Consider the following 20,884-nt stretch of genomic DNA (forward strand, 5'->3'; position numbering starts at 1 on the left):
CCTTCAAATACCAGCCCGCACCCGACCCCCGCCGATGCCCGATCTCCACCCCAGGACTGGCTCCTCATCGTCCAGGCCCTCGACGAATGCGCCGCCAAACTCACTTACGTCGACCGCGAACCCTCACGCGCCACCCGCGCCCGAACCCTCGTCGACCAACTCGCCACCGAACACGATTTTCTCCGCGACGCACTCGACACCCAACTCGACCCGACCTGGCGCGGGCCGACCGACGATACCATGCCGTAGGCACGTGGCCACCCGGAGTACTCCGCATACTTGTCGAGACACGCCTGCACCTCCGCGAAGCGCAGCCGCGTGGCACGAGCTATCACGTGGTCGCTGGTGTGCGATAAAAACCGCGAGAAGACGATTGCTACGCCGCTACGTCAGGGTTCGAAGTCAGTGATGACCTGCGTTTGATCGCTGTTCGGGTTCTCCCAGATCAGAGTATATTCTGAGTTCAGGTTTGCGTCAACGTCTGTCCCACTGAAGGTGCCATAAAGTTCTCCGTCAGTACCGGTTGCATTAATCACGACTTTGTCTCCAGCTGTTAGCTCTTCACTGATGCCGGAGAATTGGTCCAGCGTGGCCGATCCATTGTTTTCGGTTTCAAGCAGGAATTGGCTCGCTGTCGCGGCGTCACCGCCAGTGTGTGAGAGAGTCACGTTCTCACTGTCGGCATTCCATTCCCACTGGACACTGGGCTGGGTCTCTTCACTCGGCCCCATGTTCATGACGAACGTCGCGATCACGGCCGCGAGAATGACCGTAATCGCGACCATCAAGATCACGCCGATAACTGGCGATACACCACGGTCCTCCGAACGGAGGAACTCTTTCGCTGAATCGAACATTGCAACCGAGCGTTCAATAGGATAGTATAAAAATCCAATTGAATCGTTCGCCGTCGAACGGCGTTTTCACGCTCGTTAAAAGCCCGTCTGATACCATTCTCAAACACTGAAAATGCGACGCTGTGTAGTGATTCTGCAAATCGCCCGGTGGTTTAACAAACGTTCAGCCCCCAGCCTAACTTGGACCGGGTGTCTTCCGGTCCCTAACATTGCGACCGCGCCCACCGACCGCTGCCCGGACAACGGGTATGTCGATGACTGCGGTCTTCCGCAAGGAGGAACCTTTCCCGTCCCTCGCGGGACGGGTTCGGAGGCACGGGAGACGGTGCCCCCTGGCGTGTTGCTCGACCACCCCCCTGGATCCGTGTCAACACGCTTTCACACGTACTACGGCCGCGGAGCACTGCGCGTGGGCGATGGTTTGAAACTCTCCTAAACAGAGCCCCACATTCAACGTAGCCCGCGCCCTCCTCACTTTTGTATCCCGATGGGGAACGCAGACACGAATGATGGAACGCTAAACTCAGAAAGCCCAGGTGTGGCTCAAGCCCCCATAGGTCGACTGACTGCGCTCGGCAACCGTCGAGATCTCCGCGGCCTACCTCGCGACCCGGAACGATGCGCTGCTGGCGCCGCTTTATGACACGGGCCTCCGCGTCGGTGAGTGCGTCGCCCTTGATATCGTTCACCTCGACTTCGCCGAGGGCTCCTGGGACTTCCCGCTGCGATCCAGAAAGACTACCCGACACATAACTCGTCAACCTGCACTCGGATCGGCCTCGCCGACGAGACGATCCGCACGCTCCGGACGTCTCTCGCGACGCGCCGGCGCGGCGATCCGGGTGACGTCATACCCCACACGTTCCGCCACTCGGTCGCCTATCGGATGCTCACTCGTGAGGACGCCACGCTGTACGACGTCACGAACCGGCTGCGGCACGCGACGATCCAGACGACCGAGCGGGTCTATGCTCACTTGATACGGTCTGATCGGCAATCCATACATGTCGTCCAGTTCTGGATGCTCTTCGAGTACGTGCTCTTCCAACAGGCCGATCACGGCGGTCTGCGTTTTCCTCGTTGAGTAGATACGGCTTCGATGGAGTTAGTAATTTCAATGATGTCATGAGTAACGCGCTACGTGGTCTTTTCCGTCATGGGCAGGCCTCGAGTACATCTTCCCTTAGCCCACAGCCTTTGACCGCGATGATCGGCCGGGTGTGAGCGCGCTGGTTTGATAGTGTTGATACCTACTATGAGAGCACGCGTCAAATCATTTCCAGCACAGTACTCGTTCCTTCTGAGTAACGTTAGATTTTTATAATATTCAGACAACTATTTTCCTGGGGTATGGTTTCAAATCACTTCGTATGCGAGAAACGGGGGGTATCGCCGGTCATCGGGGTCATCCTGATGGTCGCGATCACGGTCATTCTGGCCGGCGTCATTGGGGCGTTCGTCATGAACATGAACACGGTTGGGGAGACCCAGCCCAACACGCAGTGGGAGTGGTACAACGACACTGGTGCCGGTCACATTGAACTGAGCCACACAGGTGGGGACGCGTCCGCCGCGGGCAACCTCGTCCTCGCCATTGGCGACAACAGGACAGCTATCGACACGGCGGGTGCATTCGACTCGGACGACAAGCTGACTGCGGGGGATACGCTTACGTTCAATGCCTCTAGTGGGGGTTCAATGCACCTCAACGTCGGCGCGGACCCGTCAGGTATCGAGGAAGTCAAACTGATCTGGGAGGACTCGACTACCGACCGAAGCCGGGTCATCAGCTCGTACGAGCCCTGACGCCGCGTCGTCGGGTTACGTTTCCCGCGGCTTTTTTATCTGTTCGTAGACAGGCCGTGCGAGAACCGCTGTCTGGTGGACAAACCGGATCAGTACTCTTCGATCGAATCTTCAATCGCCGCGACGTACTCGTCTAGTTCGTCCTCTGGGACATTTTCGGGTGCTCGTTCCACGAGCAGATCACGCAGGCGATACCGGTAGGCGCCCTGGCCGACGTGTTCGATCAGGCCACTCGTGCGCAACGCGCGATTTCGTGCGTAGGCACTCGTCCGATCCCCGGACCCGCCTGCGACGAAGTGGGCGTCTAGCGGCGACGCCTGATCCTGCTCGCAGTAGTAGGCGAGCATTTTCCGGGTCTTCGATTCCAGCGTCCTGATCTCGGCGCGCACCCGACCGACGAACTCCGGCAGATTTTCGATCGACGGCGTCGTCCGCTCTTCGTTTGACTCTGTCTGTGCCATGTCGCTGGTGCCATTCGTCGATCCATCGGTCGAACTCTCTTGGGATGGCGCGAACCCATCGAACGATTCGAGGGCTCCCCCGACGGCCTCTGCAGATCCTTCGCCGTTTGATCCGGGAGCAGTACCGTTGCTGTCTCCCGTTTTGGCGTCCGGGTCACCTGTGATATTTGGGAACGTGACCTGACTGTCGTTGTTCGCCGCCGCATCGGCGGTGGCGTCCTCGTGGCGGGAGCGTAGCTTGGCCTGTTCGGTTCGGCCGGGATTGGTCCCCTCGACGTGTTCGACCAGTGCGTCGACGAACTGATCGGCCATCCGGCTCATGTCTCTGGCGTCCTGCAGTTCGGCTTCGAGTTCGGCGACTCGAGAGTTCTTCTTGTCGAGTTCTTCTCGCAGTTCGGCGATGCGATCTTCGGTCTCTTCGCGCTGTTCGCTGATCGAGGCCAGTTCCGAGACCAGATCGTCGCTGACGGACTTCAGATCGGGACGTTCAAAGTCGTCCAGTCCTGGCGTCGCTCCGGCGTCGAACGTCTGCTTGCGGTGGAACTGGACGCGCTGGACGGTCTCTGCCCAGTCGGTCATCAGGAACGCTTCACCGTCGTCCAAGGACTCGACCGCATCGGCATACTCCGCGTCGAGGATGCGCCGGACGACGTTCGTATCATTGTTCCACGTCAACCGGTGCCAGACGAGCCAGTCACATTGTGTGATGAAGTCCTTCTTGACGTCGGCGGGTCGCTGGCTGATCCCGGTGACACCCAGGCCGTGCTTGCGTCCCCGCTTGCCGATCTTGATGAGCATCTTCCCACACTCGTCGAGCCCGCCGTTCTCGGGGATATATTCGTGGATCTCCTCGACGAGCATGAGGAACGGCTGCTTGCACTTTTTGGCCTTTGCAAACAGCTGGCGGGCGACGGCGGTCAGCAACTCCCGTGCCTCGTCCTCGTCCAAGAAACTCGACACGTCCAGAATAATCGGGACGTTCTGCTCTAAGGCCAGCGAGGCCAGTTTTCCGGCATGATCGGTCGTGACCTGGATGTCACACTCTTCGTCGGCCCCGACGTGGAGTATCTCATACTCCTCTTTGAGCCCGTAGTACTCGCCGTCGATGTCGACGATGAGCAGGCCAAAGCCTTTGTCCAGGAGGTTCTCGGCGATCACGCTCGCGGAGTTGCTCTTCCCGCTGCCACTCTTGCCGGTGATGAATCCGCGTCCGGTGAGCACCTCGACGACGGGCAGCGACACTGGCTGACCTGGTTCGTCGCTCCCGCGCACGCCGTCGCTGTGATCCGCGACGGTGATCGTCCGCGCCTCGTCGTTGACCATACTCTCTGTCGAGAGTACGTGTCTCGCCCTCCATAACTCTCCGTCAGACGCGAGTCCGACGGAGAGTGACGAACACATCAGCCGACGGGGCTGTCGAAACGGCCGCGACTATTTATCACCGGCACGTCTCACTGGGCATAGGCAGGCCACCCGCGAGACATATGGCACGGTACGAAACGATCGTCAAAGACGGAATCGTCTACGTCGAGAGTGGAGACGCCGGGGTGGTCGAGGAGGGCGACTCCCTCGAGATCGGCCCCGTCGAGGACGTTCTGGACGTGATCGGTGGGCACTCCTGGACCATCACCTACACTGACGAAGAGAAGGCCCGCCACCCGGAAATGGATACCGCAGACGAGGGGCTGACGGTGGACGTCGTCGACATAATGCAGGCGATGACTCACGGTGAGCGCTTCGTCGAGACACTCGCGGCCCATCCACCCCACCAGCCGAGCGACGATCCCGACGCCATCGCGCCCCGGATGGGCCTGTTCGCCGGTAAACTTCTGGAAAATCTCGAGAACGGCCTCGGGTGACGACTCTGGGCCGGCCCAATCGCCCTTGTTCAGTGTGAAAAGTCGACATCGCCACGCCCACTCACGAGAAGTCCTGGAGCGACGTTTGTCCGCGTGGTTCCGGCGAGTGGTCGGTACGTCCCTCGTCGTGGCGTCCCCCGTCACTCGCCGAGTGAGATCTGTCATCGAAGCCGGCGAGGCTGGTTTGCTCGCGCTCGGTGAACGACAGGTTCGAGACCCGAACGCCGACTTTCCGGACGGCCGCCCCGTCGAATTCCCCGAGGAGATCGACGGCAATCCGTTCGAGGAGGTCGGGGTCGTCGACGGGTCCTGACAGTGATCTGGCCCGCGTCCGAACGTCGAAGGGCGGTTCGACGACTTTGATTCCGATCGTCCCGTAGAGTGCGCCTTTCCGACTCGCCCGGTCAGCGACCGCCCCGGCGAGCGTCCGCACGCGCTCACAGAGCCGCTCGAAGTCCTCGATAGGCTCGGAAAACGCTGATTCCCGCGAGAGACTCTTTGGGTCGTCCCGCGGCGTCACCTCGCGGTCGTCCTCGCCGCGCGCGTATCGGTAGACCGCTACCCCACGTTCGCCGAAGCGGTCACGGAGTTGGTCGGGGTTGGCACCTGCCAGGTCGCCAGCCGTCTCGATGCCCATCTCACGCAATTCACGGGCCGTCGTCGGCCCGACGTTGTGGATGCGTTCGACATCCATCGGGGCGAGAAAGCTCCGGACGTCGCCGGGTTCGACCACGACCAGCCCGTCGGGCTTGTCGGCGTCGCTAGCTATCTTCGCCGCGCTCATCGATGGGGCAACGCCGATGCTCACCGTCACACCGACCTCCTCGGAGATCTGTGCCTTGAGACCGCCGGCGAAGGCCTCGACCTCGCGCCAGTCGGTCCGGTCGGTCACGTCGAGGTAGGCCTCGTCGATGCTCACCTTTCGGACGATGTCGGCCGAGGCCCGGAGGATCGACTCGACGTCTGCGCTGACGCGCTCGTAGTAGTCCATGTCGACCGGTCGGTAGTACGCGGTCGGTTCATCTTTGGGGTCGGCAGCGCGCCGTCCCAAGTGTTCGAGTGCTTCTTCGATCGATTGGGCGCTCTCGGCGCCATGTTCGCGGGCCTCGTAACTCGCCGTCGCGACCGCGCCGTGGGACTCACCCGCCTCGTAGCCCATGCCGACGACGACAGGTTCGCCCTCCAGCTCCGGCTCGCGCAACCGCTCGCAGGCAGCGTAAAAGCAGTCGGCGTCGACGTGACAGACGATTCGCTCGTCGTCGTGCGTCTCGACTGGTAGCTGCCCCGGGCGAGACATACCGACAGTTCACGCCCGAGCGGTAACAAGCTTCCTGACGCGACATTGCAGGCAACACCCGGCACTGCTGGAAGTGATACGTCGGACGGACCGCCGGAGAAATTCCGGCGGTGTGGCGTCGCTTGCGCACGGTGCGTCTCCCGGACGTTCACGACGGTGGTTCCCGTCGGGAACCCCTGCGAGGTTCCATGAGTAAGCCACACACACTCGCACTTAACGCTTTCCCCGAACACTCGGCGTCTGGTTCCGATCGATACACGCTCTTTGATTCGGTCTGGCGTTCATCCGGGCAGAATGATGTTAACCCCGCCAACCACCAGACCGACGAGACCGGTTCGGAGTCCAGCGATCACCCAGTTCTGCTCGGAAATATTGCCCATGTACGCCCCGAAGACGAACAGGAGACCGACGCCGATCGCCACGCCGAGGACTGTCGCCCACAACAGGGAGAACGCGATGTCGACGAAGAAGTAGGGGACGATCGGCAACAGCATGCCGATCGTTGGTCCCAGACCGCTCATCGCCGCGTTGATCTTCCGGGCCTCGCCCTTCCGATCGTGGAGTTCCGTGTCTTCGAGCCCAGAAAGCATCTTCTCTTCGATGCGTTTCAGTTCGGCGAGTTTTTCGGCGCGTTCGATTTCCCAGACACTCCAGACGCCGGAGGCGGCCAGTCCGACGGTCCCGCCGGCGACGACCCGGACGATGTCCATGGCAGCCTGGTTCCCACCGAGGAACGATCCAACGATGATGCCGATGCTGGTCAGCGTCCCGTCGAACCCGTTGGAGATGAAGTAGCGTCTGGAGATCGACCGGACGTCCTCGTCGGCGAGGAGTTCCCGGAGTGTGGACAGTCTTGAGGACACGGATCAGTCTTGATGGGTCGAACTCTCTTCGACGAGCCGTTCGCCACAGACCACCTCGTCGACCGAGTGGATCGTCCCGCCGAGGTTCTCGACGGCATCGGCGACGGCGGTCTCGTCGATCGCCTCCCCCTCGATGGTGATCTTGAGGTTCTGTACCTCCTTGTCGGACTCAAGTAGCGACACGTTCGTCCCTTCGACGCCGTCTAGATCCGCCAGCGTCCGTGCAAAGGTCGCGTTCTCGATCTCGTTGGGCTTCAGGATGTCGAGAACGAGTCGCTTCATCGAACTCATCTCCCGGTAGCCTTCGACGGCGCCCGGGTTATATAGTTCGGTCAGCCAGTCGTTTGGTCCCCTCGGGCCTCGTGGGCTATCACTTCGTGCTGACCAGCGAGGCGGTGTTGAACGTCGCGGTTGCCGCCGTTGGACGGCTCGAAGCGGTCGGCCGGGAGTTCGTGACGTCCGTCAAAACGGACCGATACTGTGGGACGGAACTTGTCATGTCTCGGGTCAATTCCGCCGGGGGCAGTGTCATCCGCCGTTCGACGACTATCCGGGCAAGCGGGAAACACTTCGCTGCCGGACTGGCAGGGTCTCTTTACGTCGATAGTCTGTTCCCAGACGACGCTATCGGTCGCGTTCCGGCATTTCCGATCCGGATCGGAACGAGACGGTTTGTGGCCCGTCCGTTCAGCTAAGCGGTGCGACGAGGTCTTCGAGAACAGCGCGCGGGTCGTCGGCCTTTGCGACGCCACTGGCAAGCAGGACGCCGCTGGCGCCGAGGTCGTCGGCGGCGTCGACGTCGTCGCCGGACGAGATGCCGGCCCCACAGTAGACGTCGACGTCCTCGTCGACCGCCGCCGCTGCCTCGACGGCGTCGGTGACGATGTCGGGATCGGCACTCGCGACAGAGACGTCTCCGCCGATGAGTTCCGGCGGCTCGACGGCGACCGAGTCCGGACCGAGGGCCGTCACGGCTGCGATCTGATCGGGGTTGTTGGCACAGATGCAGGTCTCAAGGCCGGCGCGCTCGGCGGCCCGGACCGATCCGTCGATGTCCGCCAGCTTGAGGCGGTTCTCCGAGTGGTTGATCAGCGTTCCCGCCGCGCCAGCGTCGGCAACTGTCTCGGCCAGGGTGTGGCCGGTGTTGCTGCCGTGCTCGATCGGGTCGACGTGTTGAGCCCACGTTTCGACGCCGGTATCGGCAACGGCGGCGATGTCGGCGTCCTCCGCGGCGATCCCGATGCGTACGCCCGACTCTTCGCTTACTTCTTTGGCGGCTTGCGCGACTTCAACCGGATCACACGGATAGGTTTTAAGGTTGACAAGAACGAACATTGCGACTATGCCTTCGACGACACCGGCAAAATAGGTTTCGAAGACTATCTCCAGGTCCCACCGGACACTGCCAGTAACTCTTGGTGAACTCCGGGCAGGCACTCCCCATGGTACCAGGGCCGAACAGTGACCATTATTAGCCCGTCCGGACAACGTCCGGACCGTGACCGACCAGAGCGATTCGACGACCGTACTCGTCGTCGAGGACGAACGACATCTCGCCGATCTCTATGCCGAATATCTCTCGGACTCCTATGGCGTGCAGACGGCCTACGGGGGCGAGCAGGCGATCGAGACTCTCGGGCCGGAGTTCGATATCGTCCTGCTGGATCGGCGGATGCCAGTCGTCTCCGGGAACGAGGTACTCGCGACGATCGAGGAACGTGGGCTAGATCTCCAGGTCGCCATGGTGACGGCCGTCGATCCGGACTTCGAGATTATCGACCTCGGCGTCGACGATTACCTAGTCAAACCCGTCAGCAAGGATACGCTCGTCGACGTCGTCGAGCGCTTAGAGACGGTCTCGACGTACAACGAGCGGCGACGCAAGCTCACCTCCAAGAAACTCAAACGCAACGTCCTCGAGGTCGAGAAGCCACAGCCGGAACTAGCGGCTAGCGAGCGTTTCGCCAGGCTCGAATCCGAAATCGAGGAACTCGAGGCGACGGTCGAAGCGTTGGCGTCGGATCTCGAGCGCTCGGAGATCGAACGTCAGGACTGACCGTCAGGAGTCTTTCCGTTCGACGACGTCCCCGAGAGTGTACTCACCGACGTCGGATCCCCCTTCCCACTCGGTGTCGCCCTCGCCGGCGCCCTCTGTCAGATCGATATCCAGTTCGGTTTCGAGTTTTCGCTGGACCTCGTCGCTGGGAAGGTGGTCACCGTGTTCGAGCTTGCGGATCAGGCTCGCTTTCTCGTTGAGTTGATCCGCAAGCTCCGACTGACTCAGGCCAGCTGATTCCCGAGCCGACCGGATCCGCTGATCGAAGTCCTGGACGAGTTCGTCCATCTCGTCGAACATGTCGCGGCGCGATCCGCCGCCCCCACCGCCCGAGGATCCGCTTGAGGTTGTCGACGAACTGCCGCTGGAGTCACTCGAAGAACTGCCCGTCGAATATTTCGTCGAAGTCGAGGCAGAATCGCCGGTCTTGACCTCGGTGCCGAAGTCGGTACATTCGTCACAGACATCCAGTTCCGCACCCTCCACTTTGATCGTGTTCGGGGACTGGGTTTCGGTCCCACACATCTCACACTGTACCATGTAGGTCTCTTGCCTGTGCCGGGGCATAAATCGTACGCCGTGACACACCGCGAGCATCCTGCCGGTTCCCCCATCCTCATGCCAGTCTGGCGCCCAGAGCGCATAATGTCACCGATGCAGACCGAGTCGCCCGTCGATCGGTTCGTCGCGTCCCTCGACGGGATGGACGTAACCTGGACGCGGACAGACGCAGGCAGGTTCGAATCGGCCGTCGTCGACGTACTCGAGCAACCGGCTGTCGGCGTCCCGATCCCGATCGAGGGTGTATCGCTTCCGAGGGATATCGATACCGACCCGGATCCGGAGACTGTTCGGACGGCTACTACCGGTGTGACGCCCGCGACTGGTGCCGTCGCCGATTACGGCAGCGTTCTCCTGGAGTCCGGTGCCGACGGTGAGGAACTGATGAGTCTCTTTCCCGAGACCCACGTCCCTGTCCTGAGAGAGCGTGATGTCGTCGATACCATGGCTGAGGCCTTCGACGAACTCGGCTCGCTGCTCCGTGGAGATCAAGGCGACGTGATCGTCGCTACGGGACCGAGCGCCACTTCGGACATGGGCGACCTGGTACGCGGCGTCCACGGGCCGACAGATGTCCACGTCGTCATCGTCGAACAATGAGCGGAGACACGTCCAAACGGACCGCTGCGGGCACCTCGAAACGCGCCAAGGCGGCGAAGATCCGCGAGATCATGGACCAGGAAGGGGCGGCCATCGAGACGAACACCCAGGGGTTCAACGACGGCCGCTACGAGTCGGTCGCCCGCCTGCAGGACTACGAGGGACTCAAAGACGAGGCACGAGCGATCAAGGAAGACGCCATCGAACGGTTACCGGAATTGATCGAGGAGTTACGGGAACAGATCGAGGCCAACGGCGGGACGGTTCATCTCGCCGAGGACGCCGCCGAGGCCAACGAGTATATCGAATCGATCGTCGCGGACGCGGATGCGGACTCGGTCGCAAAGAGCAAGTCGATGACGACCGAGGAACTGGCGGTCAACGAACACCTCGAAGACGCGGGTGTCGACGTCGTCGAGACCGATCTCGGCGAGTGGGTCCTCCAGGTCGCCGAGGAAGCCCCGTCACACCTGGTCGCGCCCGCCATTCACAAGTCCCGCGAGGAGATCGCCCGTCTGTTCGAGGCGCAGTTCGACCCCGACGTCCCCTTAGAGACAGCCGAAGATCTGACGAACTTCGCACGGGAGCAACTCGCTGACGACATCGCCAACGCGGACATCGGGATGACTGGCGCGAACTTTCTGACGGCCGATTCGGGGACGATGGCCCTCGTCACGAGTGAAGGCAACGCCCGCAAAACGGTTGCGAGTACTGACACCCACGTCGCCGTCGCGGGGGTCGAGAAGATCGTCCCGAGCGTCGAGGATCTCCAGCCTTTCGTGGAGTTGATCGGCCGCTCGGGGACAGGCCACGACATCACCTCCTACGTCTCGCTGTTGACACCGCCGATCGACGCGCCGACGTTCGACGGCGAGACGTTCGGCGACCCGGACGACCGGGACTTTCACCTCGTGTTGGTCGACAACGGTCGGATGGCCATGCGCGAGGACGAAGATCTCGAAGAGACGTTGTACTGCATCCGGTGTTCGGCGTGTGCGAACTCGTGTGCGAACTTCCAGCAGGTCGGCGGACACGCCTTCGGTGGCGAGACGTACACCGGTGGCATTGCCACGGGCTGGGAGGCCGGGATCGGTGGCGAAGAAAGCGCCGCGGAGTTCAACGACCTCTGTACCGGGTGCAGTCGCTGTACGGAAGCCTGTCCGGTCGGGATCGACATCCCCTGGATCAACACCGTCGTTCGCGATCGGCTCAACCGCGGCGACGATCCGGACGCGTTCGACCACCTCGTGACGGGGTTGACGCCGGACCCGGAGCCAGCGGGGATCGATCTCCAGAAGCGGTTCTTCGGGAACTTCTCGACGGTCGCGAAACTCGGGAGCGCGTTCGCCCCGGTGTCGAACTGGGTCGCTGGGGCAGCTCCCTCTCGGTGGATCGCCGAGAAACTGCTGGGGGTCGATCGCCGCCGCGAGATGCCGGAGTTCACCCGCGGGACGCTCCGCAAGTGGGCGAACGGTCGTGACCCTCCCGCGGATCCCGACCGCGAGGTCGTCCTGCTTGCGGATACCTACACGAACTACATGCACGTCGAGCGCGGGAAGGCGACGATCCGGGCGCTAGAGGCACTGGGCTGTCAGGTCCACGTCGCCGACGTCTCAGAAAGCGGCCGGGCTGCACTCTCTCAGGGCATGATCGCGACAGCCCGTGATCACGCCGAAGCGGTGGCCGAGTCCCTGGAACCACACCTCGAAGCGGGTCGGGACGTGATCGTGGTCGAGCCCAGCGATCTCGCCATGCTTCGCAACGACTACGAGCGGTTGCTTGACGAGGAGACGTTCGACCGAATCGCGGCCAATAGCTACGAGGTGCTTGAGTACGTCTATGGTCTCGTCGAGAATGGGGCCGATCTCGAGGCACTCGCCGACGGCAACGGCGAGGAGATCGCCTATCACAGCCACTGTCAGCAGCGGACGCTCGGTCTGGATGCCCACACGGAGGCGATCCTCGATCGGCTCGGATTCGATCTCGCCACATCCGAGGTCGAGTGCTGTGGCATGGCTGGCTCGTTCGGCTTCAAACAGCAGTACTACGACGTGAGTATGGCCGTCGGCGACGATCTCCGTGACCAGTTCACGACGCCCGACACCGAAGACCGAACGGTCGTCGCCAGCGGGACTTCCTGTCACGATCAGTTGACCGATCTGCTCGATCGGGGCGTCACGCATCCGATCGAGTTGATCGCGCCGAGCGGGTAGTAGACATCTTTCCGGACGGGGCGATCGAGAGCGTTACTCGAGGTCACCCATCGCGTAGTAGAATCGCTGGATTGCGGTCAAGTGGCCGACGACGGCAAAGACCACCAGCAGCCAGCCGATTGCGGACAGTCCGTAGACAGATTCGGTCACGACGGCGGCCAGAAGAGCCCCGAAACCCATGAGTGCCAGGCGATCCGCACGGCCGAGCAGGCCACCGTAGACGCGATCCAGGCCGACCGCCTGTGCTTGCGTTCCCAGATAGGAGGTCATCAACACGCCCGTGATCGCGGCGACGCCGAGGTCCCAGCGGCCGATGCCGGCCGCGAGTCCGATCAACAACAACAGATCGGCGTAGCGGTCGAAAACGTGATCGAGCAGATCGCCAGCGGCCGATTCAGTGTCCAGTTCACGCGCGATCGCGCCGTCGAGCAGGTCCAGCCAGCCGTTGGCAAACACCAGGCCAGCTGCAGCGAGATACCAGACGGGAGCCGAACCGCCGAGATAGAACGCACCGGCCGCACCGCCGGCCACAAGCAACGCGAGGACGCTGACGACGTTCGGCGTCAGGCCGATCCGTACGCTGGCCACGACGAACGGTTCGAGTAACCGATCGGACAGCGGACGGAGTTGATCCAGCGTCATAGGTACTCGATATACGAAACGGACCCTGCGCTGGGCTCGCGATCCCCCTCGACGACGGCTTCGATCTCCTCGGCAACCGACGAGGGCGAGCGATCGGTCGTCTCGATCTCGTAGACTGAGTCGGACCCGTGTTCGTCGACGGCTTCGGCGAGGATTACGTCGAGGGCCTCGCTCTCGGCGTTCTCTTCGGCGCTTTGCTCTCCTTCGCCACCCTCTACAAGCCGCTCCTCGATGGTCTCTGGATGGCACCGCAATACGATGACGCGATCCATCGGAAGGTGGTGTGCGAGATGGGACTCGACGAGCACGTCGTCCCGATCGTCGAGCCACGTCTCGACAGCATCGAGATCGGCGATCGCCGAATCCCGATCGTCGTCGATCCCTTGGGTCAGTCCCTCACGCGTTATCACATCGTTGAGGTGGATTACATCGAGATCAGTCTCGACACGTTCGCTCGCCGTGGTCTTGCCCGTCCCGGGTGTCCCGGTGACGGCGACTCTCACGACGGGAGCACCTCGTTGATCGTCTCGACGGCTCTTTCCGTCTCCTCGCGCGTCCCACAGGTGACGCGAATACATTCCGGTAGGCCGAAGCTCGAACAGTCCCTGACGATCACGCCCCGTTCTTTCGCCCGCTGGGCGACCTCCGTGGCGTCTCCGACCTCCACGAGGACGAAATTCCCGCCGCTCTCGTAGGTTTCGGCGTCGAGATGTTCGTCGTAGTATTCCCGGCTCCACTCGACAAGTTCAGTGATGGCCTCGACGTGCTCGTCGTCCTCCAGCGCAGCGAGCCCGGCCCGGCAGGCGATCTCGCTGGCCGAAAAGGGCGTGTTGATCCGCTCGTAGGCGTCGGCCCATTCCTGCGGTGTGATCGCGTAGCCCAGGCGAAGCCCCGCGAGACCGTAGACCTTCGAGAAGGTTCTGACGACGGCTACGTCCTCGCGGGCCTCGACCAGTTCGACCGCACTCGGGCGATCGGCGAACTCGTTGTAGGCCTCGTCGACGACTACCAGCGTCTCCTCGTCGGTCCGCTCGGCGATTTCCTCGACCTCTGGGAGGGTAACCATCGACCCGGTCGGGTTGTGGGGGCTCGTCAGATAGATCATTCGCTCGCCGTCGTAGCTTTCGAGGACGCGCGCCGGAGATTGGTTGAAGCCGTCTTCCTTCGAAAGCGGGTAGGTGTGGACTTCGCCGTGGTGATACCGGACGCTCATCGAGTGATACGTGAAGTCCGGGTCCGGGACCAGGACTGCCTCGCCGGGCTCGATCATTGCCCGGGAGAGGGCATCCATCGCGCCGTCACCGCCGTTGCCCAGCCAGATCTGGGCGGGATCGACACCCCAGCGCTCGGCCAGGGCGTCGACGAGATCGGCGTGTGAGGCCTTCGGATACGAATGGAGGCGCTCGGCGTGCTCGCGGATCGCCGCGACGGCCTTTGGACTCGGGCCGAGCGCGTTCTCGTTCGAGGAGAGTTTGATCAGATCGTCCGGATCGAGGCCGAGTTCGCGGGCGGTCTCCTCGATCCCGCGACCGGCTCGATAGACAGTGTGCGCCGAGAGGTCCCGTGGTTGCATACTCGACGGTGGGGGGCGGGCGTTCTTAAGCGTGCATACATCTCGGTGCCCGATTACCGACGGAAAGGAACAGCGTGCAGTCAGGCGAACGTCTTCGAGACTTCCTCGTCCTCTTCTTCGGCCTGGATCTTCTCCCAGGCATCGACGAAGTCTTGCTCGGTGACTTCAGTGCGATCGTCCCGGATGGCGAACATTCCTGCTTCCGTACAGATCGCCTTGACCTCGGCCCCGCTGGCCTCGGTCGATTCCCGTGCCAGCCGCTCGAAGTCGATATCCTCCGAAAGGTTCATGTTGCGGGTGTGAATCCGGAAGATCTGCTCGCGGCCGTTCGTTTCGGGCTTTGGCACTTCGATGAGGCGGTCGAAGCGACCGGGCCGGAGGATGGCGCGATCGAGCATGTCAAAGCGGTTGGTGGCGGCGATGATGCGGATCTCCCCGCGATCGTCGAAGCCGTCCATCTCGCTCAACAACTGCATCATCGTCCGCTGGACTTCGGCATCGCCGGAGGTTTTCGAGTCCGTCCGCTTCGAGGCGATGGCGTCGATCTCGTCGATGAAGATCACAGCCGGCTCGTGCTGGCGGGCGAGTTCGAACAGATCCCGGACGAGCTTCGCGCCCTCGCCGATGAACTTGTGGACCAACTCGGAGCCAGCCATCTTTATGAAGGTGGCGTCGGTCTGGTTGGCGACCGCTTTGGCCAGCATCGTCTTGCCCGTCCCCGGCGGGCCGTGCAGCAGGACGCCGCTGGGTGGGTCGATCCCGACCTCGTCGAACATCCCCGGGTTCTTCAGGGGCATCTCGACGGTCTCGCGGACCTCCTCGATCTGCTCGTCGAGACCGCCGATGTCTTGGTAGTCGACACCTGGGCTCTGGGTGACCTGCATGACCCGAGCCCGCACGTCTGTCTCGTCGTCGAGGGTCTTGACGATCGAGAGGGAGTTGTTCACGGCGACGCGTTCGTCGGGTTCGAGGTCTTCACGCATCTCGTCGGTGACCTCGGTGAGGGCTTCTTGGTTGTTGCCGTGCTGTTTGATGATCACTCCCTCGTCGGTGAGTTCCTGAACGGTCGCCACGAACAGCGGGGACTGCTTGAGCTTCTTGTTCTCGTGGTTGAGCCGTTCGAGCTTCTGTTGATACTTGTTGTTCTCGGCATTGGCGTCCAGCAACTTGTCTCGCATCTCTTCGTTTTGCTGTTCGAGAACCTCGAGTTGTTCCTCCAGGGCCTCGATTTTGTCCTGCTGGGACGCGCCTTCGTCGTACGGTTGGTCGACGTCATCCACCGTATCCGTCATTGACTGTTCTAGGGCGTCTGCAGTCAAGAGGCTTCGGGTCGGGACGAAATTCGACCCCATCGAAGGAGGTGTCTAGTATCTTCTCGGTTACATCCATTTGACTTCCATCCCCGGAAATCGATCACAGATCTCGTTTTGCGATACTGGAACCCGCCTCGTAGATCGAGAGTGTGTTTGTCACACATTTTCTCCAGCAGAACCCATCGCAGCCACCTGGGATTCTTCTGAGTTATATTTAGGGATAGTAAATATTATCACTCTGTATCCGGAACGGGGATGTACGATGAGCATCACAGAGACACCACAGGTCGAAGCGGTAGAGGAACCCGGTTGGGAAGCCGTCGAGGATCTTCCGCCGAGCGCCAAACTCGTCGCCAAATCCCTGGAGTACAACGAGAGCCTGACTCAAAGTCAGCTGGCCGAGGAGACGTTGCTGCCGGGCCGGACCGTCCGGTACGCCCTCAGTCGGCTGGAGGAGGTCGGCGTCGTCGATTCGCGGTTCTCCTTTTCGGATGCCCGCAAACGGGTGTACACGCTCGCCATCGAGTGAGTGCCGACGGTCCCCTTCCGCTCCGGATCACTTTCACCCTGCTCGCGGAACCCCTTTAGGACCCCGCGGCGTAGCCGGCCACCATGACGCGGGTGCTGCACACGGGCGATACCCATCTCGGTTACCGGCAGTATCACTCGCCGGAACGCCAGCGTGACTTTCTGGATGCGTTTCGGCAGGTCATCGACGATGCGGTCGCGGAAGATGTCGACGCCGTCGTTCACGCCGGTGACCTCTTTCACGACCGGCGACCGCGCCTGCAGGATATAATGGGCGCGCTCGGAACGCTCCGTCGACTCGATGAGGCTGCCATCCCGTTTCTGGCGATCGTGGGTAACCACGAGGGCAAACGGGACGCCCAGTGGCTCGATCTCTTCGAATCACTCGATCTAGCGGTCCGACTGGACGAGACGCCGACCGTGATCGGCGATACCGCTTTCTACGGGCTGGACTTCGTGGCTCGCGCCGTCCGCGACGACCTGGCGTACGATTTCGAACCGCACGACGTTGCCCACGCCGCCCTGGTCTCTCATGGATTGTTCGAGCCGTTCGATCACGGCGACTGGGACGCCCGCGAAATCCTCGCCGAATCGTCGATCGACTTCGATGCAATGTTGCTCGGCGACGATCACACGCCCGCCCGACGGGAGATCGACGGAACCTGGCTCACGTACTGCGGATCAACCGAGCGGGCCAGTGCGTCCGAGCGCGAGGCGCGCGGGTACAACCTCGTTTCCTTCGAGGACGCGGTCGACATCCGTCGTCGGTCCATCGAGACCCGCGAGTTCGTCTTCGTCGATCTGGACCTCGCTGACGGCGAGGGGATCGAACGGGTCCGCGAGCGGGTCGGCCAGTACGACCTGGGGGGTGCGGTCGTGATCGTCACCATCGAGGGTGAAGGCGAACGCGTCCCGCCGGCAACGATCGAAGAGTTTGCCCGCGAACGGGGCGCACTGATCGCTCGCGTCAACGACCGCCGCGAGGTCGACGAGGAGGCCGCCTACGACGTGAGTTTCGCCGACCCCGACGACGCCGTCCGCGAGCGGATCGAGCAACTCGGACTCAGCCCCGCTGCAGGGGAACTCGACGAACTTGTCCGGGCGAGCAAAGTCGCCGACTCCAACGTCGACGACGCCGTCGAATCCTGGGTCCGGGAGATCGTCGACGAGGCCGACCCCGATCGGTTCGAACCGGCTCCCGTCGAGAGTGACGTCCCAGGTGAGGAGACCGAACAGGCGACGGACGGCGAGGACAGCACGGACGGGACGGACGGACCGGCCACCGAGGACGATCCGGGACTGGCCGGTGAGGACGGTACAGGGGAGACCGACAGAGCGGCCAGCGAAGACGACCAGGGGCCAGACGGCGAAGATGGAATCGAGAACAGCGACGAAGCGGGCAGCGAGGAAACAGTGGAGCCGGCTGGTGAGCCGGACGACGAGGAGATCGCCGGTGGGGGAGACCCACCTGATGATCCCCAGGGGGGCGAACCACAGCCGGACGACACCCAGTCCGACGAGGAGGCGGCCGACGACAGCGACGGCCAGGCAACCATGGGTGAGTTCCTGTGAGGTTCGAACGCGTCCGCCTGGAGAACTTCAAGTGCTACGCCGACGCAGACTTGCGACTGGATCGTGGCGTGACGGTCATCCACGGCGTCAACGGCAGCGGGAAGTCCTCGCTGCTCGAGGCCTGTTTTTTCGCCCTCTATGGCGCTCGCGCCCTCGACCGGACGCTTGAGGAACTCGTCACGATCGGGGCCGAGGAGGCCACCGTCGAACTGTGGTTTGCCCACGGCGGGGAGTCCTATCACATCAAACGCCGACTCCGTGTCCGTGACGACCGGGCGACGACTGTCGAGTGTGTCTTAGACGAACCGGACGGCGTTGTCGAAGGGGCGCGTGACGTCCGTAGTCGCGTCGCCTCACTGTTGCGGATGGATCACGAGGCGTTCGTCAACTGCGCGTACGTCCGCCAGGGCGAGGTCAACAAGCTCATCAATGCGACCCCGAGCGAACGCCAGGACATGATCGACGATCTCCTCCAGCTCGGTCGACTGGAGGAGTATCGCCAGCGAGCCAGTGACGCCCGCGTCGGCGTCGGGCGCGTCCTCGAGGGCAAGCGAGAGTCTCTCTCCCAGTTAACGGACCAGATCGACGCAAAGGAAGAGAAGGATCTCCCGGAGCGACTCAACGAAGCCCAGAGCGAACTTACCACGGTCAAAAGCGAACTCGAGCGCTACGACGAACAGCGGGAGACTGCCCGTGAGACACTCGAGGAAGCGACATCGCTCCTTGAGGAGTACGAACAGCGCCGCGACGAACTCGAAGATGTCGACGGGGAGATCGACGATTTGACGGAGACAATCGAGACCGACGAGTGCGAGCGCGAGGCACTCGCCGACGAGATCGCCGAGTGCCGCGAGCGCAGCGACGAGCTCCGGACCCGGATCGAATCCGAACTCGAGGCGACCGATCTTTCGACCGACGCCGATCGTGACGCTGTCGAGTCGTTGATCGACGACCTCGAGGAGCGCGACGACGAGATCCGCGACGAGATCGAGCAACACCGTCTGGATGCACAGCGCCACCGCGAGGACGCACAGAATCACCGTGACGCTGCAGTCGATGCCGAGGAACGCGCCACGGAGAAACGCGAGCGGGCTGGTGAGTTAGAGTCGAATCTCGAGGAGACGCGGTCCGATCTCGCCGATCGCCGAGAGACACTTATCGACCTGACCGAGCGGATCGACGCGATCGAAGATGCCTTCGAAGACGCGCCGGTCGAACTCGGCGACGCGGAGGGGTTCCGCGAGGACGTGGCAAACGAACTCGAGGACGTCAGAAGCGAGCTGACCACACTCGAAGCGACGATTGAATCCCTCGAAGCCGACATCGAGGAGGGCCAAGCACTGTTGGAGGCCGGCAAGTGCCCCGAATGCGGACAGTCTGTCTCGGAGGCCCCCCGGATCGAATCGCTTGAGGACGACCGTGAGCGACTGGCCGACCTCCGCACGGAACGCGAGGAGTTGACGGAGACGCGGGAACATATCGAGGACCGATTCGAGCGTGCCGAGACGCTGGTCGATCGCGAGGACGAACACGACCGACTCTGGGACAAACGCGAGACGCTGGCCGAGCTGATCGACGAACGGGAGTCGTCGATCCAGGAGACTGAAGGGCGCGTCGAGACCCTGCAGGAGGAGGCCGACGAACTCGAAGCCGAGGCCGAACAGCACCGCGAGTCGGCCGAGGCGGCCGACGAGCAGGCCGAGGATTCTCGGGAAGCCATCGCCGAGTGCAACGAGCGCCGTGGCGAACTCGCCGACCGGATCGAGACGCTGGAGGACGTACTGGCTGACTTCGATCGACTCGAAGACCTCGCCGAGGACATCGAATCCTCTCGAGAGCGTCGGGAGCAACTCGCGGAGATGAACGACGAGCGGCGCGATCGCCTCGGGACGCTCCGGGACCGCCGCTCGGAACTCGCCGACGCGATCGACGAGGATCGACTGGCCGAGGCCCGAGCGGACAGGGATCGGGCCGAGACGTATCTGGAGGAAGTAGCCGAAGAGATCCAGCAGCGCGAGCAACGGCGCGACGAACTTCAGGCCCGGATCGGCGCCATCGAGAACGAAATCGAGGAACTCAGATCCCTCCGCGAGCGCCACGAGGAACTCGAAGCGACCGTCGAACACCTCGAATCCCTCTACGAGGAGGCCCAACAGCTCCAGGAGATGTACGGCCAGCTTCGGGCGGAACTCCGACAGCGAAACGTCGAGACCTTAGAACGGATGCTCAACGACACGTTCGATCTCGTCTATCGCAACGACTCCTACGATCGGATCGAACTCGAGACGGACTACCATCTCACGATCTATCAGAAAGACGGCGAAGCGCTGGACCCCGACCAGCTATCCGGTGGCGAGCGTGCGCTGTTCAACCTCAGCCTGCGGGGTGCGATCTATCGGCTGCTCGCGGAGGGGATCGAAGGGGCCGCACCGACGCCGCCGCTGATCCTCGACGAACCGACGGTGTTCCTGGATTCGGGTCACGTCTCGCAATTGCTCGAACTGATCGAATATATGCGCACCGAGATCGGGGTCGAGCAGATTGTCGTCGTCAGCCACGACGACGAGCTGGTGGACGCAGCCGACGATCTGGTCCACGTCGATAAAGATGCCACCACCAACCGCTCGCAGGTCGAGCGCCGGGAGCGCGCCGGGCTCGTCGCCGATTGAGCTCCAGAGTCGAG

The 20,884-nt window shown here is 62.5% G+C and carries 22 protein-coding genes; 11 read left to right on the forward strand and 11 right to left on the reverse strand.

Annotated elements, in window-relative coordinates:
* Positions 1 to 249 (forward strand): hypothetical protein (locus BN2694_RS00005; protein WP_244605315.1); only part of this gene is annotated, 249 nt, incomplete at its 5' end.
* A 140-nt stretch (positions 250 to 389) separates the two neighbouring features.
* Here the strand turns inward: BN2694_RS00005 and BN2694_RS00010 are convergent.
* A complete protein-coding gene (locus BN2694_RS00010; RefSeq protein ID WP_135661484.1) occupies positions 390 to 857 on the reverse strand; it encodes a type IV pilin in 468 nt (155 codons plus the stop codon).
* 886 nt (positions 858 to 1,743) lie between these two features.
* On the opposite strand from BN2694_RS00010, the gene BN2694_RS17480 reads away from it, so the two are divergent.
* Together BN2694_RS17480 and BN2694_RS00020 are read left to right on the forward strand one after the other, a co-directional pair.
* Positions 1,744 to 1,941, forward strand: coding sequence for a hypothetical protein (locus BN2694_RS17480; RefSeq protein ID WP_394346565.1), 198 nt, complete (start codon positions 1,744 to 1,746; stop codon positions 1,939 to 1,941).
* Positions 1,942 to 2,207: 266 nt separating this feature from the next.
* Complete coding sequence (locus tag BN2694_RS00020) at positions 2,208 to 2,663, forward strand: type IV pilin (protein WP_135661485.1); 456 nt, start codon at positions 2,208 to 2,210, stop codon at positions 2,661 to 2,663.
* A gap of 89 nt (positions 2,664 to 2,752) precedes the next feature.
* Here the strand turns inward: BN2694_RS00020 and BN2694_RS00025 are convergent, their stop codons facing one another.
* Positions 2,753 to 4,447, reverse strand: a complete 1,695-nt coding sequence (locus tag BN2694_RS00025) for an ATP-binding protein (RefSeq protein ID WP_135661486.1) — start codon at positions 4,445 to 4,447, stop codon at positions 2,753 to 2,755.
* A 161-nt stretch (positions 4,448 to 4,608) separates the two neighbouring features.
* On the opposite strand from BN2694_RS00025, the gene BN2694_RS00030 reads away from it, so the two are divergent.
* Positions 4,609 to 4,983 carry a hypothetical protein gene (locus tag BN2694_RS00030; RefSeq protein WP_135661487.1) on the forward strand — a complete coding sequence of 125 codons (375 nt, stop codon included), beginning with the start codon at positions 4,609 to 4,611 and terminating at the stop codon, positions 4,981 to 4,983.
* A 61-nt stretch (positions 4,984 to 5,044) separates the two neighbouring features.
* Here the strand turns inward: BN2694_RS00030 and dinB are convergent, their stop codons facing one another.
* The 3 genes from dinB to BN2694_RS00045 form a co-directional block, all read right to left on the reverse strand.
* Positions 5,045 to 6,280, reverse strand: coding sequence for a DNA polymerase IV (gene dinB / locus BN2694_RS00035; protein ID WP_135661488.1), 1,236 nt, complete (start codon positions 6,278 to 6,280; stop codon positions 5,045 to 5,047).
* Between the two features lie 281 nt (positions 6,281 to 6,561).
* A complete protein-coding gene (locus BN2694_RS00040) occupies positions 6,562 to 7,143 on the reverse strand; it encodes a VIT1/CCC1 transporter family protein (protein WP_210408886.1) in 582 nt (193 codons plus the stop codon).
* Between the two features lie 3 nt (positions 7,144 to 7,146).
* Entirely contained in the window at positions 7,147 to 7,434 is a 288-nt protein-coding gene (locus BN2694_RS00045) for a DUF211 domain-containing protein (RefSeq protein WP_135661489.1), read from the reverse strand.
* Positions 7,435 to 7,487: 53 nt separating this feature from the next.
* Here BN2694_RS00045 and BN2694_RS00050 point away from each other — a divergent pair, with 53 nt between their 5' ends.
* Positions 7,488 to 7,838 (forward strand): hypothetical protein, encoded by a 351-nt coding sequence (locus tag BN2694_RS00050; protein WP_135661490.1) that lies wholly within the window; start codon positions 7,488 to 7,490, stop codon positions 7,836 to 7,838.
* Here BN2694_RS00050 and tpiA read toward each other — a convergent pair.
* Positions 7,831 to 8,478: a triose-phosphate isomerase gene (tpiA, locus tag BN2694_RS00055; RefSeq protein WP_135661491.1), complete on the reverse strand. Its 648-nt coding sequence runs from the start codon at positions 8,476 to 8,478 to the stop codon at positions 7,831 to 7,833. The genes BN2694_RS00050 and tpiA overlap by 8 nt on opposite strands.
* 163 nt (positions 8,479 to 8,641) lie before the next feature.
* On the opposite strand from tpiA, the gene BN2694_RS00060 reads away from it, so the two are divergent.
* Positions 8,642 to 9,199: a response regulator gene (locus tag BN2694_RS00060; RefSeq protein ID WP_135661492.1), complete on the forward strand. Its 558-nt coding sequence runs from the start codon at positions 8,642 to 8,644 to the stop codon at positions 9,197 to 9,199.
* Positions 9,200 to 9,202: 3 nt separating this feature from the next.
* Here BN2694_RS00060 and BN2694_RS00065 read toward each other — a convergent pair whose 3' ends face one another.
* The gene (locus BN2694_RS00065) at positions 9,203 to 9,739 is read right to left on the reverse strand and encodes a multiprotein bridging factor aMBF1 (protein WP_135661493.1); all 537 of its coding nucleotides are present in this window, start codon (positions 9,737 to 9,739) and stop codon (positions 9,203 to 9,205) included.
* A gap of 105 nt (positions 9,740 to 9,844) precedes the next feature.
* Between BN2694_RS00065 and BN2694_RS00070 the strand changes: the two genes are divergently transcribed.
* Positions 9,845 to 10,360: an LUD domain-containing protein gene (locus BN2694_RS00070; RefSeq protein WP_244605316.1), complete on the forward strand. Its 516-nt coding sequence runs from the start codon at positions 9,845 to 9,847 to the stop codon at positions 10,358 to 10,360.
* Complete coding sequence (locus BN2694_RS00075) at positions 10,357 to 12,573, forward strand: LUD domain-containing protein (protein ID WP_135661494.1); 2,217 nt, start codon at positions 10,357 to 10,359, stop codon at positions 12,571 to 12,573. Before BN2694_RS00070 ends, BN2694_RS00075 begins: the two co-directional genes overlap by 4 nt.
* Positions 12,574 to 12,606: 33 nt before the next feature.
* Here BN2694_RS00075 and BN2694_RS00080 read toward each other — a convergent pair whose 3' ends face one another.
* The 4 genes from BN2694_RS00080 to pan1 form a co-directional block, all read right to left on the reverse strand.
* On the reverse strand, positions 12,607 to 13,215 hold the full coding sequence (locus BN2694_RS00080; protein ID WP_135661495.1) for a CDP-alcohol phosphatidyltransferase family protein: 609 nt from the start codon (positions 13,213 to 13,215) through the stop codon (positions 12,607 to 12,609).
* Positions 13,212 to 13,718, reverse strand: coding sequence for an adenylate kinase family protein (locus BN2694_RS00085; protein WP_135661496.1), 507 nt, complete (start codon positions 13,716 to 13,718; stop codon positions 13,212 to 13,214). The genes BN2694_RS00080 and BN2694_RS00085 overlap by 4 nt, the downstream gene beginning before the upstream one ends.
* A complete protein-coding gene (hisC, locus tag BN2694_RS00090) occupies positions 13,715 to 14,788 on the reverse strand; it encodes a histidinol-phosphate transaminase (RefSeq protein WP_135661497.1) in 1,074 nt (357 codons plus the stop codon). Before hisC ends, BN2694_RS00085 begins: the two co-directional genes overlap by 4 nt.
* Positions 14,789 to 14,868: 80 nt before the next feature.
* Positions 14,869 to 16,080, reverse strand: coding sequence for a proteasome-activating nucleotidase Pan1 (gene pan1, locus BN2694_RS00095; protein ID WP_135661498.1), 1,212 nt, complete (start codon positions 16,078 to 16,080; stop codon positions 14,869 to 14,871).
* Positions 16,081 to 16,363: 283 nt separating this feature from the next.
* Here pan1 and BN2694_RS00100 point away from each other — a divergent pair, with 283 nt between their 5' ends.
* From BN2694_RS00100 to rad50, 3 genes are all read left to right on the forward strand, one after another.
* Positions 16,364 to 16,630 (forward strand): MarR family transcriptional regulator, encoded by a 267-nt coding sequence (locus BN2694_RS00100; RefSeq protein ID WP_135661499.1) that lies wholly within the window; start codon positions 16,364 to 16,366, stop codon positions 16,628 to 16,630.
* An 83-nt stretch (positions 16,631 to 16,713) separates the two neighbouring features.
* Complete coding sequence (gene mre11 / locus BN2694_RS00105; RefSeq protein ID WP_135661500.1) at positions 16,714 to 18,201, forward strand: DNA double-strand break repair protein Mre11; 1,488 nt, start codon at positions 16,714 to 16,716, stop codon at positions 18,199 to 18,201.
* Positions 18,198 to 20,870, forward strand: coding sequence for a DNA double-strand break repair ATPase Rad50 (gene rad50 / locus BN2694_RS00110; RefSeq protein ID WP_135661501.1), 2,673 nt, complete (start codon positions 18,198 to 18,200; stop codon positions 20,868 to 20,870). The genes mre11 and rad50 overlap by 4 nt, the downstream gene beginning before the upstream one ends.
* Positions 20,871 to 20,884 lie beyond the last annotated feature (14 nt).

The sequence above is a fragment of the Halorhabdus rudnickae genome (assembly GCF_900880625.1).
GTDB lineage: Archaea > Halobacteriota > Halobacteria > Halobacteriales > Haloarculaceae > Halorhabdus > Halorhabdus rudnickae.

What these genes read in the sequence shown, in the direction of transcription:
- BN2694_RS00075 (WP_135661494.1), top strand. Translation starts at nt 10,357, where the DNA reads ATGAGCGGAGACACGTCCAAACGGACCGCTGCGGGCACCTCGAAACGC.
- BN2694_RS00010 (WP_135661484.1), bottom strand. Translation starts at nt 857, where the DNA reads ATGTTCGATTCAGCGAAAGAGTTCCTCCGTTCGGAGGACCGTGGTGTA.
- tpiA (WP_135661491.1), bottom strand. Translation starts at nt 8,478, where the DNA reads ATGTTCGTTCTTGTCAACCTTAAAACCTATCCGTGTGATCCGGTTGAA.
- BN2694_RS00070 (WP_244605316.1), top strand. Translation starts at nt 9,845, where the DNA reads ATGTCACCGATGCAGACCGAGTCGCCCGTCGATCGGTTCGTCGCGTCC.
- BN2694_RS00020 (WP_135661485.1), top strand. Translation starts at nt 2,208, where the DNA reads ATGGTTTCAAATCACTTCGTATGCGAGAAACGGGGGGTATCGCCGGTC.
- BN2694_RS17480 (WP_394346565.1), top strand. Translation starts at nt 1,744, where the DNA reads ATGCTCACTCGTGAGGACGCCACGCTGTACGACGTCACGAACCGGCTG.
- BN2694_RS00025 (WP_135661486.1), bottom strand. Translation starts at nt 4,447, where the DNA reads ATGGTCAACGACGAGGCGCGGACGATCACCGTCGCGGATCACAGCGAC.
- BN2694_RS00065 (WP_135661493.1), bottom strand. Translation starts at nt 9,739, where the DNA reads ATGGTACAGTGTGAGATGTGTGGGACCGAAACCCAGTCCCCGAACACG.
- BN2694_RS00100 (WP_135661499.1), top strand. Translation starts at nt 16,364, where the DNA reads ATGAGCATCACAGAGACACCACAGGTCGAAGCGGTAGAGGAACCCGGT.
- hisC (WP_135661497.1), bottom strand. Translation starts at nt 14,788, where the DNA reads ATGCAACCACGGGACCTCTCGGCGCACACTGTCTATCGAGCCGGTCGC.
- BN2694_RS00045 (WP_135661489.1), bottom strand. Translation starts at nt 7,434, where the DNA reads ATGAGTTCGATGAAGCGACTCGTTCTCGACATCCTGAAGCCCAACGAG.
- BN2694_RS00080 (WP_135661495.1), bottom strand. Translation starts at nt 13,215, where the DNA reads ATGACGCTGGATCAACTCCGTCCGCTGTCCGATCGGTTACTCGAACCG.
- dinB (WP_135661488.1), bottom strand. Translation starts at nt 6,280, where the DNA reads ATGTCTCGCCCGGGGCAGCTACCAGTCGAGACGCACGACGACGAGCGA.
- pan1 (WP_135661498.1), bottom strand. Translation starts at nt 16,080, where the DNA reads ATGACGGATACGGTGGATGACGTCGACCAACCGTACGACGAAGGCGCG.
- BN2694_RS00030 (WP_135661487.1), top strand. Translation starts at nt 4,609, where the DNA reads ATGGCACGGTACGAAACGATCGTCAAAGACGGAATCGTCTACGTCGAG.
- mre11 (WP_135661500.1), top strand. Translation starts at nt 16,714, where the DNA reads ATGACGCGGGTGCTGCACACGGGCGATACCCATCTCGGTTACCGGCAG.